The following is a 14,610-nucleotide window of genomic DNA, read 5'->3' as shown; positions in this document are numbered from 1 at the left end:
AGCAACAGCGCAACAATCAAGCAGACAAAAAAAGGCCCGCATCGCTGCAGGCCTTCTTTTTATAGCGGTGGGGGAGGGTTGTTAACCCGCCACCAACACTCGGATCGCTTCCAGTCGCAGCGCCGCTTTGTCGAGCATGGCCAGGCCTTGCTCACGTTGCTTGCGCAGGGCAACTAGTTCGCTGTCGCGCACGGTCGGGTTGACCGCTTGCAACGCGGTCAGGCGTGCCAGTTCTTCGTCGGTATCCGCTGCCAGGCGACGTTGCGCCTCGGCCACGCGCTCGGCGTGACGCGGGGTGATTTTCTCTTCGCCGGCGTTGATCCGTGGCGTCAGCTGGTCGCGCTGGGCCTGGATGAACTTGTTGGCGCTGGCGCGGGGTACGCTTTCCAATTGGTCGTTCAGGGTTTCGAACGACACTCGGGTCGACAGGTCGTTGCCGTTGGCGTCGAGCAGGCAGCGCAGCGCGGCCGGCGGCAGGTAACGGCCCAGTTGCAGCGAGCGCGGGGCAACCACTTCGCTGACGTAGAGCAGTTCCAGCAACACGGTGCCTGGTTTCAGCGCCTTGTTCTTGATCAACGCCACGGCGGTGTTGCCCATCGAACCGGACAGGACCAGGTCCATGCCGCCCTGAACCATCGGGTGTTCCCAGGTGATGAATTGCATGTCTTCGCGAGACAACGCCTGGTTGCGGTCGTAGGTGATGGTCACGCCTTCGTCGTCGCCCAGCGGGAAGCTGGCGTCGAGCATTTTTTCGCTTGGCTTGAGGATCAGCGCGTTTTCCGAATGGTCTTCGCTGTCGATGCCGAAGGCGTCGAACAGGGTTTCCATGTAGATCGGAAGGGCGAACTGATCGTCTTGTTCGAGGATGTCCTCGACCAGCGCATCACCTTCGCCAGCACCGCCGGAGTTGAGTTCCAGCAAGCGGTCGCGACCGGTGTGCAGTTCGGCTTCCAGACGCTCACGTTCGGCACGGGCTTCGTCGATCAGCGCTTGCCACTCGCCGTCATCGGCGTTTTCCAGCAGCGGCAGCAGGCGCGGGCCGAACTGATGCTGCAAGGCGTTGCCGGTCGGGCAGGTGTTGAGGAACGCGTTCAGCGCTTCGTGATACCACTGGTACAGCCGCTCTTGCGGGCTGGTTTCCAGGTACGGCACGTGCAGCTCGATGATGTGCTTCTGACCGATCCGGTCGAGACGACCGATACGCTGCTCCAGCAGGTCCGGGTGCGACGGCAGATCGAACAGCACCAGATGGTGCGAGAACTGGAAGTTGCGACCTTCACTGCCGATTTCCGAGCAGATCAGCACCTGAGCACCAAACTCTTCGTCGGCGAAGTAGGCGGCGGCGCGGTCACGCTCGAGGATGTTCATGCCTTCGTGGAAGACCGTGGCCGGAATGCCGGAACGTACGCGCAAGGCGTCTTCCAGGTCCATGGCGGTTTCGGCGTGGGCGCAGATCACCAGCACTTTGGTGCGCTTGAGCATTTTCAGGGTGTCGATCAGCCACTCGACACGCGGGTCGAATTTCCACCAGCGCTCTTCTTCATTGGCGTCCGGCTGGGCCTGGAAGCTGACTTCCGGGTACAACTCGGCGTGATCGCCCAATGGCAGTTCGAGGTATTCGGCCGGGCACGGCAGCGGGTACGGGTGCAGTTTGCGCTCCGGGAAACCCTGCACGGCGGCGCGGGTATTACGGAACAGCACGCGGCCGGTGCCGTGACGGTCCAGCAGTTCGCGGACCAGACGAGCGCTGGCTTCGGTGTCGCCATCATTGACGGCGGTCAGCAGGGCTTCGCCTTCGTTGCCGAGGAAACCGTGGATGGTCTTGTGCGCTTCAGGCGACAGACGCCCTTTGTCCAGCAGCTCCTGAACGGCTTCGGCCACCGGGCGATAGTTTTCGCTCTCGGCGCGGAAGGCGTGCAGGTCATGGAAACGGTTCGGGTCGAGCAGGCGCAGACGGGCGAAGTGGCTGTCCTGACCCAGTTGTTCCGGGGTCGCGGTCAGCAGCAATACGCCGGGAATGACTTCGGCCAGTTGCTCCACCAAGGAGTACTGAGGGCTGACCTGGTCTTCGTGCCACACCAGGTGGTGCGCTTCGTCGACCACCAGCAAATCCCAGCCGGCCGCAAACAATGCGTCCTGGGCCTTTTCGTCGTCCACCAGCCATTCGAGCGCAACCAATGCAAGCTGGGTGTCTTCGAACGGGTTGGCGGCATCGCTTTCGATGAAGCGTTCTTCGTCGAACAGCGCGACTTGCAGGTTGAAGCGGCGGCGCATCTCCACCAGCCATTGGTGCTGGAGGTTTTCCGGCACCAGGATCAATACCCGGTTGGCGCGGCCCGAGAGCAGTTGGCGATGGATCACCAGACCGGCTTCGATGGTCTTGCCCAAGCCCACTTCGTCTGCCAGCAGAACGCGCGGCGCGATGCGGTCGGCGACTTCACGGGCAATGTGCAGCTGGTGCGCGATCGGTTGCGCACGCACGCCGCCCAAGCCCCAGAGCGAGGACTGCAACTGGCGGCTGGTGTGTTCCAGGGTGTTGTAGCGCAGGGAGAACCAGGCCAGCGGGTCGATCTGTCCGGCGAACAAACGGTCGCTGGCCAGACGGAACTGAATGAAGTTCGACAGCTGGGTTTCCGGCAGGCTAACCACTTCGTTTTGCGCGTTGAGGCCGTGGTAGACCAGCAGGCCATCGACGTCGTCGACTTCCTGTACGGTCAGTTTCCAGCCTTCGAAGTGAGTGATGCTGTCACCCGGTGAAAACCGCACGCGGGTGAGGGGCGCATTCCGTAGCGCGTACTGGCGAGTCTCGCCAGTGGCCGGGTAGAGCACGGTCAACAAGCGGCCGTCCTGTGCCAGAACGGTGCCCAAACCCAGCTCGGCTTCGCTGTCACTGATCCAGCGTTGCCCCGGTTGATACTGCTGCGCCATGCTGCCTGACTCCCACCTTGAAAAAGCGGGCTATCTTAACGGAATGAGCCTTCAGGACCAAAGGATTACATGCGCGCGCTGATGGAGGATGCGAACTTTTCAGGAGATGAAGATCAAAAGATCGCAGGCTGCACCAGCTACTACGGTGCCAGGCGGGTCACAAGTTTGCGACCGATGGCTCAAGTCGCCATCCCCGCAGCCGACAGCCTGCTGACAGGAGACTAATAATATGTTGCCACCGATGCTCCCCTTGAGCGCCGTACCAATCACTTCACAGCAGGATCCGATTCGCCAGCGCCCGGATATTCCGCCCGTGGTGTCGGTGCAGGAAAGCTCCAACGAAAGCACCATCGACCTGCAAAAACGCGATCCGGAAGAGGCGGGCCTGCAACTGCGCGAGGAACAGCGTCGGCAGCAGGAACGGGAGCGGCGCCGTCGTGAGGCCGATGAAGATCCCGAAGAGCACCTGGCGATCCCCGGTAATGAGCTCAATGCCGACAACACCGTACCGGTGGTGCCGTTGATGGAGGATCAGCCACGTCAGGGATTGTGGGTCGATATCGAGATCTGAAGTGTCGGATCACTGGTCAGCGCCCGCGCCAGACCGCATTATTGGCGTAATCCTGTCGCCTTTACCGGCAGTTGAATTCATTTCCAAGCGATGCACTGAACGCCATGAGCCAAGATGACAAGCTGATTGACCTCAACACCGAACGCGCCAAGCGGGTTCATGACCTTAATGAAAAGCGCCTGAACGAAGTACGCCAGGCGTTCGAGCAGGCGATGCCGTTGGGCAAAGCGAAGAAAAAACCGAAGAACAAACCGAAAAAGCGTTGAAACACCCTGCATCGGTTGATGCAGGTCAGTTATTTCCCTTCCTTTTACGCCCGTCTAGGGCGGCATTGATCCCGGTCAATTTTCTCTCCTGCCCGATTGGTTAACTTAGCCCCATCGCAACAGGGCAAGTGCAGGAGGCTAGTCATGTTTTTCGACAACGTGGTGATCGCCGGAGTGCTGACAGTCGGCCTCATGGTTCTGTTTTTTGCAGGGTTTGGATTTTTTATCTGGAAGGATTCGCATAAGCGCAAACCGTAGGTCTTTCTGGAGCAATGAGCACGCAAGGCATTTTGGGCGACTTCGGTCGCCCTTTTTTTTGCCTGCAACAATCTGCCAGATGTACAGAACTACTGTGGGAGCGGGCTTGCCCGCGATAGCGGTATGTCTGTTACATCAATGTCGGATCTGCCGCCGTCATCGCGGGCAAGCCCGCTCCCACAGGGATCAGTGGTGTGATTGCGTGTCCCGTCCTGAATAAGGTTTACACCTTCTGATCTGTTTTTCAGGAGGACGTAATGGAATCAGCAAAAAGGCGTAGTCAGCGAGACTACACGCTGACCTTTAAATTGTCGGTAGTCGATCAGGTCGAAAAAGGCGAGCTGAGCTATAAAGAGGCTCAGGAGCGCTACGGGATTCAAGGCAAAACGACCGTTCTGACGTGGTTACGCAAGCACGGTCGGCAGGATTGGAGCCCAGGCACATACATTGGCTCGCCGAGGATGGGGTCTATGCCCGACAAAAACCGACCATTAACGCCAGAACAACGCATCAAAGAGCTTGAAGAACAGTTGGCGCTGTCCAATCAGAAAGCGCAGTTTTTCGAGGCGGTCGTGGATGTCTTGAAAAATGACTACGGTCTCTCTGTCGTAAAAAAGCGTCCCGGCAAGTCCTCGCGCAAAAACGAATCCAAAACCTGAGCATCAGCAGGGCTTGCCAGTTCATGGGGATAAGCCGCCAGGCTTACTACAAACGCAATCGCGCCGATGCAGCTCGTCTGGTTCTGGATCAGAAAGTTGCCGATTTCGTTCAACAAAAGCGCCTGCGGCAGCCGCGGCTGGGCACCCGAAAGCTGTATTACTTGCTGCAATGCCAGCCTCGACTTGAGCTGCAAGTGGGGCGAGATCGGCTGTTTTCGATTCTGCGTGAACGGCGTTTATTGGTGGCTCGCAAGCGGGCTTATCACAAGACGACCAATAGTCATCATCGCTTTCACCGCCACCCGAACCTGCTCAAACCAGGTCCTGATCAGGTTGTTCCCTGCGGCCCGGAACAAGTCTGGGTGGCTGACATAACCTATTTGCCAACTCAGGAAGGTGTGGCTTATCTGAGCCTTGTGACGGATGCTTTTTCGCGAAAGATCGTGGGCTATCACGTCCATGAAAGCCTTCATGCCGAGTCGGTAGCACACGCGCTGAGCTGGGCGGTAAAGCACCGTCGGACAGAGCAGCCGTTGGTGCACCACTCAGATAGAGGTATCCAATATTGCTCGGGGATGTACCAAGCGTTGCACGCGAAATACGGCATTCGATGTTCAATGACGGATGACTATGACTGCTACCAAAATGCCTTGGCAGAGAGGGTCAACGGGATACTGAAGACAGAGCTTATGCTTCAGCGGCCGCAGGATTTGACGCAAGCGAAGAAGATGGTGAGTGAGTCGGTATCGATCTACAACGGCGAGCGACCGCACCTGTCTTTGAAATACAAAACGCCCGATGCGGTGCATCGGGCGTTAGGGTGAAACAGGTGTAAACCTATTTCAGGACTAGACAGCGGCAATAAAAAAGGCGCGAACCTCACGGAACGCGCCTTTTTCAGTAGCGGTGTATCAGCTACCCAGTGCCTTCGACGCCAGCCAGAACAGGCCAGCCGACAGGGCCACGGTAGCTGGCAGTGTCAGGACCCAGGCCAGCAGGATGGTTCTGACAGTACCGCCTTGCAGGCCGCTTTTGTTCGCGACCATGGTGCCGGCCACGCCTGAAGACAGGACGTGGGTGGTGGAAACCGGCAGGCTGAAGATGTTGGCCATGCCGATCATGCACGCGGTGGTGATCTGCGCCGACATGCCTTGGGCGTAGGTCATGCCTTGCTTGCCGATCTTCTCGCCGATGGTCAGTACCACGCGTTTCCAGCCGACCATGGTACCCAGGCCGAGGGCCAGTGCGACCGCCAGAATCACCCAGAACGGGGCGTATTCGGTAGTGGTGGTGAGGTCTTTGCGCAGCTTGTCCAGGTCAGCTTTTTCACGGGCAGCGAGGCCTGGCAGCTTGGCGACTTTCTTTGCGGTGTCGTCCAGGCAGAGCAGGTAGCGACGTACTTCGATGCGGCTTTCCGACGGCAACGAATGGTAGTCCGCTACACCTTTAAGGGTGCCAAGCAGCGCTGCAATGGTCGGTTCGGTCTGTTGCGGGTTGCAACGGAATTTCTCCGGCAGATCGCCTTTCACGCTTTTACCCAGTGCCAGGAACTCACCCAGGGATTCGCGGTTGCGCTCGTAGAACTGGCTCAAGTGCAGGGTCGCATCGCGAGTACGTTCGATCTGGTAGGTGGTGCTGTTCAGGTCGAGAACGAACTGCGCCGGCACGATACCGATCAGCACCAGCATGATCAGGCCGATACCTTTCTGGCCATCGTTGGAGCCGTGCACGAAGCTGACTGCCATCGCCGAAATCACCAGCACCAGACGGTTCCAGAACGGCGGGTGTTTCTTGTCGTCGATCTTGCGGCGCTGTTCCGGTGTCTTGTGCATCTTGGACAGCGGACGCCACCATTTAAGGCCGATCAGCACCAGGGCTGCGATCAGGAAACCAGCCATCGGCGAGAACACCAGGGACGCACCGATATCAATCGCCTTCTGCCAGTTCACACCATCGGCCAACGGAATGTCGTTGATCAGGGCGTTGGCCAGGCCGACACCGAGGATCGAACCGATTAGCGTGTGGGAGCTGGAGGCAGGGATACCGAAGTACCAGGTGCCCAGGTTCCAGGTGATGGCGGCGGCGAGCAACGAGAACACCATGGCCAGTCCGTGACCGGTGTTCACATTGATCAGCAGTTCTACCGGCAGCAAATGGACGATGGCATACGCCACGCCAACACCGCCCAGCAGCACGCCGAGGAAGTTGAACACACCGGAAAAGAACACCGCCAGATGAGGCGGCATGGCTTTGGTGTAGATAACAGTGGCCACCGCGTTTGCGGTGTCATGAAAGCCGTTGATGAACTCGAAGGCGAGGACAAAGGCCAGGGCGAGCAAGAGGCTCACAAGCACCCAAGCATCCAGTCCGCTGAATAAATCGATCATGAAGGTTTTCTGACCCGGTCGTAAGGGGGCGCGATTATGCCAGAAAAGACTGCTAATCGATGCACTTGCTGCTCATCGGTAACATTCTTCAACGAATTAATTCGTGGAAATCCCCCTGGGCCCGGGTTTTTTCGGGGTTTTACAAGTCGTTGAATTTACTTGGAAAGGCCGGAGCCACAAGGGTTTCTCCCGACGGAGCGAGAGGCTTGAACGCTTGTGTGAAATATCTTGGAAGAGGGTCAGACAGGAGCCATTTGCCTCATCCAACGGATGAGGGGGACCGCTGCCCGCTTGTAGCGGGCGCGAAAAGCATCATCCATACAACCCGCTTTTAACGGGTGCAGACGCAGGCTCTTGAAAGGATTCAAGCCGAGGCGGTCATGGCTCTTCGGCTTTGAGTTCCTTTTCCATCTTCTGCAATTCCTGGGAGAAGGCCTGATCCTGAACGGTGGCGCGTTTACGCCAGGGTTTGCGTTCGGGTTCGGGCTGAGCGGCGTAGGTGGTGACTTCCCCGCCGTAAACTTCCTTGTAACGTTGTTCCTGGCGCTCAAGTTCCGCGCGCAGTTCGTCTTTCGTCACAGTGCTACCTGATTGAGTTGAGATTAATTCTGGTGAAACGCGCTGCATCGATTTATTGACCACGCTCGTAGAAGGGACAATGCCTGACACGGCATCGTTCCCTCGGAGCAATCAATACGTCCTTATTGCAGGCGGCCACGGCACCAGAGAAAAACAGCTGACGTAGCATCAGTCTCCTGTTTCAGCGAGCGCGTTGGCGGAACATATGAAATGAGCGTCAGGCGCTTGCTGCGGACAGCGGCAATGGATATGGCGCTGCCGGTTGGCGGAATCGGCACGTAAAAACCGGTCGCCACTGAGATGTATTATAGCGGTCGATCCGAAGAACACTATCTCTTGAGAGTTAAAAGTAGTTCCTCGTGTGTGATTGTTTTGTTACTCGCAAACTTTTACCGGTAACTACGGCGCCATGATGCCAGTTACAGCGATGACTTTCTGGCGCCATTAAGCCGAACGAATTAATACACCGATGCTTCTTTAAATCGTGACCGAAAATAACAATCGTATTGCATGGGGACTGAAAGCAGTACGGCTCACCATAATCAACCACTGATTGCGATTATCGGCCAATGGTTCGATAATCGCCCAATCTTGGTGGCCGGTGGCTTGTGTGTCAGACCGGGAGCCGCTTGTAATAGTCGCTGATCCGTGTGGGAAACAACCTGATATGAACGATCAAATGCGCAATTCCTTCGCTTCAGTGGCACCGCCGATCGTTGCCTCGCCCGCCAAGCGAATCCAGGCCCTGACCGGTGACCCGGATTTCATGACCTCCCTGGCCCGTGGCTTGGCGGTGGTGCAAGCGTTCCAGGAGCGCAAGCGACACTTGACCATTGCGCAGATCAGCCACCGCACGGAAATTCCCCGCGCCGCTGTGCGACGTTGCCTGCATACCCTGATCAAACTCGGCTACGCCACCACCGACGGCCGTACCTATTCGCTGCTGCCCAAAGTACTGACCTTGGGCCATGCCTATTTGTCGTCGACGCCATTGGCGGTTTCTGCCCAGCCGTATCTGGACCGCATGAGCGAGCAACTGCATGAGGCCTGCAACATGGCCACGCTGGAGGGCGATGACATTTTGTACATTGCGCGCTCGGCGACCACCCAGCGGCTGATTTCCGTCGACCTCTCGGTGGGCGGGCGACTGCCGGCCTATTGCACGTCCATGGGCAGGATTCTTCTCGCCGCGCTGGACGACACGTCACTGCGCGAATACCTCGACCATGCAGAACTGCAAGCCAAAACCAGTCGCACGTTGCATACCCCCGAGGCGTTGCTCGAATGCCTGCAAGAGGTACGACAACAAGGCTGGTGCATCGTCGATCAGGAGCTGGAGCAGGGCCTGCGCTCGATTGCCGTTCCGGTGTACGACGCTTCCGGCCAAGTAGTGGCGGCGTTAAACGTCAGTACCCACGCCGGCCGGGTCAGTCGCAGCGAGCTGGAACAGCGTTTCCTGCCCGGCCTGCTAAGCGCCAGTCGTGATCTGAGCGCGCAACTCTTTGCCTAAGCTGTTCGATAAACGCACAGAGTCGCGTTTATCGAATTGACGCTCTTTCCCTTGGATCATTAATGTCGCGGCAGCGTCATCCGGCACTGTTGGCCTTCAGTCAGTCGCCGGATCACGCCCCAATAATAATGAGAAGAGGCATCATCATGCGCTCGTTACCCGACTGTCGCTGTTCCCTCCGGCTTAGCTGCCGAAACCGAATCGCCTGATCCCCGACCTCCTTTTCTTGTGACAGCGTCAGCCCCGGCTGACACCTGTTCGACTGCGTTCTTTGCGTGGAATAAAAATAATGAACCAGCCTCAGTCTGCTGTAGGAAACTGCCTCGACGTGCAGTCCTTCATCAATGCTCAACCCATTTCGCGCTACCAATGGCGGGTGGTGATTCTATGTTTCCTGATTGTTTTCCTCGATGGCCTCGACACCGCGGCCATGGGTTTTATTGCGCCGGCACTATCCCAGGACTGGGGCATCGATCGCGCCAGTCTCGGCCCGGTGATGAGTGCGGCGTTGATCGGCATGGTTTTCGGTGCACTGGGTTCTGGCCCATTGGCTGACCGCTTCGGGCGAAAAGTCGTACTGGTGGGCGCAGTGTTGTTGTTCGGCGCTTTCAGCCTGGCGTCGGCCTATAGCACCAACGTCGATCAACTGCTGGTGCTGCGTTTCCTCACCGGTCTGGGCTTGGGCGCCGGCATGCCGAACGCCACCACGCTGCTGTCCGAATACACCCCGGAACGCAAGAAATCCCTGCTGGTGACCAGCATGTTCTGCGGCTTCAACCTTGGCATGGCCGGGGGCGGGTTCATCTCGGCCAAGCTGATCCCGGCCTTCGGCTGGCACAGCCTGTTGATGATCGGCGGGATTCTGCCGTTGATCCTCGCCGTCGTCTTGCTGTTCTGGTTGCCGGAATCGGCGCGCTATCTGGTGGTGCGCAACCGTGGCACGGACAAAGTGCGCAAGGCCTTGGCGCCGATCGACCCGACGGTGGTGGCTCAGGCTTCGAGCTTCAGCGTCCCGGAACAGAAAACCGTGAAGGCGCGCAATGTGTTTGCCGTGATCTTCTCCGGCACGTACAGCACCGGTACGTTGTTGCTGTGGCTGACGTACTTCATGGGGCTGGTGATTGTTTACCTGCTGACCAGTTGGCTGCCGACGCTGATGCGTGACAGCGGCGCGAGCATGGAGCAGGCCGCATTCATTGGTGCGCTGTTCCAGTTCGGTGGGGTGTTGAGCGCAGTGGGTGTGGGCTGGGCGATGGACCGGTTCAATCCGCACAAGGTCATCGGCATTTTCTACTTGTTCGCCGGGGTGTTTGCCTACGCGGTAGGGCAGAGCCTGGGCAATATCACATTGCTGGCGACCCTGGTGCTGGTGGCCGGGATGTGCGTCAACGGTGCGCAATCGGCGATGCCGTCGCTGGCGGCGCGGTTTTACCCGACTCAAGGGCGGGCGACCGGTGTGTCGTGGATGCTCGGGATTGGTCGCTTCGGCGCAATCCTCGGTGCGTGGATGGGTGCAACGTTGCTGGGCCTGGGCTGGAATTTCGAACAGGTGCTGACGGCGCTGGTCATTCCGGCCGCGTTGGCGACCACGGCGGTGGTGATCAAGGGCATGGTCAGTCATGCGGATGCGACCTGAGGGTAGGTTTCAGATTCCTTGATCGTTCCCACGCGGAGCGTGTGAACGATCGGCGCAGGAGATCGATAGGGAGACAACAATCTGTTCGATAAACGAACACTCAGTCGATTATCGGATTGTTTGGCGTTTTCCAGGGGCTTACTCTTCAGTCATTCCGGCGCTGAACCTCGCGCCTTTTTCTACCACTGTCGGTTCATAACAAAACGGGAGCCTGCCCCATGGCTGAAATCCTTTCGCTGCATGACGCGGTAAAGCAGTTCGTCAACGACGGCGATACCGTCGCGCTCGAAGGCTTTACTCACCTGATTCCTACGGCGGCGGGTCACGAAATCATCCGTCAGGGCAAGAAAGATCTGACCCTGGTGCGGATGACTCCCGACTTGATTTATGACCAGTTGATCGGTGCCGGTTGTGCTCGCAAGCTGATTTTCTCTTGGGGCGGTAACCCAGGCGTGGGCTCGCTGCACCGTCTGCGTGACGCGGTCGAAAGGCAGTGGCCGCATGCGCTGGAAATCGAAGAGCACAGCCACGCCGACCTGGCCAATGCCTACGTCGCGGGCGCTTCGGGCTTACCGTTCGCGGTGCTGCGTGCCTACGCTGGCTCCGACCTGCCGAAGGTCAACCCGCTGATCAAAACCGTCACGTGCCCGTTCACCGGCGAAGTGCTGGCGGCGGTGCCGTCGGTGCGCCCGGACATCACCGTGATTCACGCGCAGAAAGCCGACCGCAAAGGCAATGTGCTGCTCTGGGGCATTCTCGGCGTGCAGAAAGAAGCGGCGCTGGCCGCCAAGCGCTGCATCGTCACTGTTGAAGAAATCGTCGACGACCTCAACGCACCGATGAATTCCTGTGTGCTGCCGACCTGGGCCTTGAGCGCGGTCTGCCACGTCCCTGGCGGCGCGCATCCGTCCTACGCTCACGGCTACAACGAGCGTGACAACCGTTTCTACCAGGCTTGGGACCCGATTGCCCGCGACCGTGAAACCTTCACCGCGTGGATCAACGAGTACATCCACGGTTGCGCTGACTTCAGTGAGTTCCAGGCCAAGCTGGCCGCTGCTTCGGAGGCCAAGTAATGACTTACACCACCAATGAAATGATGACCGTCGCCGCCGCCCGCCGTCTGAAAAACGGTTCGGTGTGTTTCGTCGGCATCGGCCTGCCGTCGAAAGCCGCCAACCTGGCGCGTCTGACTTCCTCGCCGGATGTAGTCCTCATCTATGAATCGGGTCCAATCGGTGCCAAGCCGAGTGTATTGCCGCTGTCGATCGGTGACGGTGAACTGGCGGAAACCGCCGACACCGTCGTCCCGACCGGTGAGATTTTTCGCTACTGGTTGCAGGGCGGGCGTATCGACGTCGGTTTTCTCGGTGCCGCGCAAGTCGACCGCTTCGGTAACATCAACACCACAGTGGTGGGCGACTACCATCAGCCGAAAGTTCGCCTGCCGGGTGCCGGTGGCGCGCCGGAGATCGCCGGTTCCGCCAAGAGCGTGCTGATCATCCTCAAGCAGTCGGCGCGCTCCTTTGTCGACAAACTCGATTTCATCACCTCGGTAGGCCATGGCGAGGGCGGGGACTCACGCAAGCGTCTCGGCCTGCCGGGCGCCGGTCCTGTCGGCATTATTACCGACCTGTGCATCATGGAACCCGAAGCGGATACTCATGAATTCGTGGTGACCGCGCTGCACCCAGGCGTGACCCGCGAGCAAGTGATTGCGGCCACCGGCTGGGCGATTCGCTTCGCCGATCAGGTGGAAAACACCGCCGAGCCAACCGATGTCGAGCTGACCGCGCTGCGCGATCTGGAAGCCCGCACCGCTGCGGCCCACGGCCAAGCACCCGGAGAAGCCTGATGCGTGACGTTTATATCTGTGACGCCATTCGCACCCCCATCGGCCGTTTCGGCGGCGGCCTGTCGGCGGTTCGCGCCGATGACCTGGCCGCCGTGCCGATCAAAGCGCTGATGGCGCGCAACCCGTCGGTAGACTGGAACGCGGTAGACGAAGTGTTCCTCGGTTGCGCCAACCAGGCCGGCGAAGACAACCGCAACGTGGCACGCATGGCGTTGCTGCTGGCCGGCCTGCCGGAAACCATTCCGGGCGTTACCCTCAATCGCCTGTGCGCTTCGGGCATGGATGCGATCGGCACCGCGTTCCGGGCCATTGCCAGTGGCGAGATGGAGTTGGCGATTGCCGGCGGCGTCGAGTCGATGTCTCGCGCACCGTTCGTGATGGGCAAGGCCGATGCGGCGTTCTCGCGCAACATGAAACTGGAAGACACCACCATCGGCTGGCGTTTCATCAATCCGTTGATGAAAGCCCAGTACGGCGTGGACGCGATGCCGCAGACCGCCGATAACGTGGCCGATGATTACCAGGTTTCCCGCGCCGATCAGGATGCTTTCGCCCTGCGCAGTCAGCAACGCACAGCGGCCGCGCAAGCTGCAGGTTTTTTTGCCGAAGAAATCATCGAAGTGCGCATTGCCCACAAGAAGGGGGAAAGCGTCATCACGCAGGATGAACATCCCCGCGCTGACACGACATTGGAAACCCTGGCCAAACTCAAACCGGTCAATGGCCCGGACAAAACCGTTACCGCCGGCAATGCTTCCGGGGTGAACGACGGTGCGGCGGCGTTGATTCTGGCCTCCGGTGACGCGGTGAAGAAACATGGCCTGACTGCCCGTGCTCGCGTGTTGGGCATGTCGAGTGCCGGTGTCGCACCCAGGGTGATGGGCATCGGCCCGGTGCCGGCGGTGCGTAAATTGACTGAGCGCTTGGGCCTGGCGGTCAGCGATTTCGACGTGATTGAACTCAACGAAGCCTTCGCCAGCCAGGGCTTGGCCGTGCTGCGTGAACTGGGACTGGCGGATGACGCGGCCCAGGTCAACCCGAACGGTGGTGCCATTGCCTTGGGCCATCCGCTGGGCATGAGCGGTGCACGCTTGGTACTGACCGCGCTGCATCAATTGGAAAAGACCGGTGGCAAGAAAGGTCTGGCGACTATGTGCGTCGGTGTCGGCCAGGGGTTGGCCTTGGCGATCGAACGGGTCTGACACGCTTGGCTGTGAATAAGAAGCGTCGACTAATAAGAACTGAGGAAAGCGCAATGACTGACAAACCTGGTTACCGTCGCCCGCAGGCGGGCACTCAGCCGGAATACCTGCACCCTCCTTATCAATCCACCAACCTTCGCTCGCCGTCCAAGCCGTTGGTGTTTTTGCCTCATTCGCTGTCGGAAATCACCGGCCCGACCATTGGCGCCGATCGCATCGAGGAGCAGGACAACGACCTGACCGCTCAGCATCAGGGCGAACCACTGGGTGAACGGATCATCATTCACGGCCGTGTGCTGGATGAAAACGGTCTGCCGGTGCCGGGCATTTTGGTAGAGATCTGGCAGGCCAACGCCGCCGGTCGCTACAACCATGCGCGCGATCTGCACGACGCGCCGCTGGACCCGAACTTCACCGGCACCGGCCGCACCGTGACCGACGCCGATGGCTGGTATCAGTTCCAGACCATCAAGCCTGGCGCCTATCCGTGGGGCAACCATCACAACGCCTGGCGCCCGGCGCACATCCATTTCTCACTGTTCGGGCCGAGCATTCTTACGCGGCTGGTGACGCAGATGTATTTCCCGGGCGATCCGTTGCTGGCTTACGACCCGATCTATAACTGCGTGCCTGATACGAGTGCCAAAGAGCGCCTGATCGCCAGTTTCGACCTGGAAAAAACCATCCCTTCCTACGCCCTCGGTTATCGCTGGGACATCGTCTTGCGCGGCCGCGAAGCCACGCCGATGGAGAAATAAG

13 protein-coding genes and 1 pseudogene are annotated in these 14,610 nt (G+C 59.2%); 11 read left to right on the top strand and 3 right to left on the bottom strand.

Annotated features, from left to right (window positions below):
* Positions 1–81: 81 nt before the first annotated feature.
* A complete protein-coding gene (gene rapA, locus JFU11_RS03830; protein WP_201059828.1) occupies positions 82–2,928 on the bottom strand; it encodes an RNA polymerase-associated protein RapA in 2,847 nt (948 codons plus the stop codon).
* 69 nt (positions 2,929–2,997) lie between these two features.
* Here rapA and JFU11_RS03825 point away from each other — a divergent pair, with 69 nt between their 5' ends.
* From JFU11_RS03825 to JFU11_RS03810, 5 genes and pseudogenes are all read left to right on the top strand, one after another.
* A complete protein-coding gene (locus JFU11_RS03825) occupies positions 2,998–3,153 on the top strand; it encodes a hypothetical protein (protein ID WP_187326389.1) in 156 nt (51 codons plus the stop codon).
* Between the two features lie 4 nt (positions 3,154–3,157).
* The gene (locus JFU11_RS03820) at positions 3,158–3,499 is read left to right on the top strand and encodes an aspartate-semialdehyde dehydrogenase (protein WP_123719762.1); all 342 of its coding nucleotides are present in this window, start codon (positions 3,158–3,160) and stop codon (positions 3,497–3,499) included.
* A gap of 104 nt (positions 3,500–3,603) precedes the next feature.
* On the top strand, positions 3,604–3,765 hold the full coding sequence (locus JFU11_RS03815; protein WP_007906621.1) for a hypothetical protein: 162 nt from the start codon (positions 3,604–3,606) through the stop codon (positions 3,763–3,765).
* Between the two features lie 144 nt (positions 3,766–3,909).
* Positions 3,910–4,023: a cytochrome c oxidase subunit CcoM gene (gene ccoM / locus JFU11_RS28265; protein ID WP_010462558.1), complete on the top strand. Its 114-nt coding sequence runs from the start codon at positions 3,910–3,912 to the stop codon at positions 4,021–4,023.
* Positions 4,024–4,280: 257 nt separating this feature from the next.
* A pseudogene (locus JFU11_RS03810) lies at positions 4,281–5,534 on the top strand (IS3 family transposase).
* Between the two features lie 59 nt (positions 5,535–5,593).
* On the opposite strand, the gene JFU11_RS03805 reads toward JFU11_RS03810, so the two are convergent.
* Positions 5,594–7,069 carry an inorganic phosphate transporter gene (locus JFU11_RS03805; protein ID WP_123719761.1) on the bottom strand — a complete coding sequence of 492 codons (1,476 nt, stop codon included), beginning with the start codon at positions 7,067–7,069 and terminating at the stop codon, positions 5,594–5,596.
* Positions 7,070–7,447: 378 nt separating this feature from the next.
* Positions 7,448–7,648: a hypothetical protein gene (locus tag JFU11_RS03800; protein ID WP_007903846.1), complete on the bottom strand. Its 201-nt coding sequence runs from the start codon at positions 7,646–7,648 to the stop codon at positions 7,448–7,450.
* Positions 7,649–8,315: 667 nt separating this feature from the next.
* Here JFU11_RS03800 and pcaR point away from each other — a divergent pair.
* The 6 genes from pcaR to pcaH all read left to right on the top strand — a co-directional run bounded on the left by pcaR (position 8,316) and on the right by pcaH (position 14,609).
* Positions 8,316–9,158, top strand: coding sequence for a pca regulon transcriptional regulator PcaR (gene pcaR, locus JFU11_RS03795; protein ID WP_007903845.1), 843 nt, complete (start codon positions 8,316–8,318; stop codon positions 9,156–9,158).
* Positions 9,159–9,447: 289 nt separating this feature from the next.
* On the top strand, positions 9,448–10,794 hold the full coding sequence (locus JFU11_RS03790; protein WP_095054391.1) for an MFS transporter: 1,347 nt from the start codon (positions 9,448–9,450) through the stop codon (positions 10,792–10,794).
* A 218-nt stretch (positions 10,795–11,012) separates the two neighbouring features.
* Positions 11,013–11,870, top strand: coding sequence for a CoA transferase subunit A (locus tag JFU11_RS03785; protein ID WP_123719760.1), 858 nt, complete (start codon positions 11,013–11,015; stop codon positions 11,868–11,870).
* Positions 11,870–12,649 carry a CoA-transferase subunit beta gene (locus JFU11_RS03780; protein ID WP_008005876.1) on the top strand — a complete coding sequence of 260 codons (780 nt, stop codon included), beginning with the start codon at positions 11,870–11,872 and terminating at the stop codon, positions 12,647–12,649. Before JFU11_RS03785 ends, JFU11_RS03780 begins: the two co-directional genes overlap by 1 nt.
* On the top strand, positions 12,646–13,851 hold the full coding sequence (pcaF, locus tag JFU11_RS03775) for a 3-oxoadipyl-CoA thiolase (protein ID WP_187326392.1): 1,206 nt from the start codon (positions 12,646–12,648) through the stop codon (positions 13,849–13,851). The genes JFU11_RS03780 and pcaF overlap by 4 nt, the downstream gene beginning before the upstream one ends.
* A gap of 53 nt (positions 13,852–13,904) precedes the next feature.
* Entirely contained in the window at positions 13,905–14,609 is a 705-nt protein-coding gene (gene pcaH / locus JFU11_RS03770) for a protocatechuate 3,4-dioxygenase subunit beta (RefSeq protein WP_201059825.1), read from the top strand.
* Position 14,610 lies beyond the last annotated feature (1 nt).

The organism is Pseudomonas sp. TH37 (assembly GCF_016650735.1).
GTDB lineage: Bacteria > Pseudomonadota > Gammaproteobacteria > Pseudomonadales > Pseudomonadaceae > Aquipseudomonas > Aquipseudomonas farris.
This window is presented reverse-complemented; position numbering and strand designations above follow the sequence as displayed.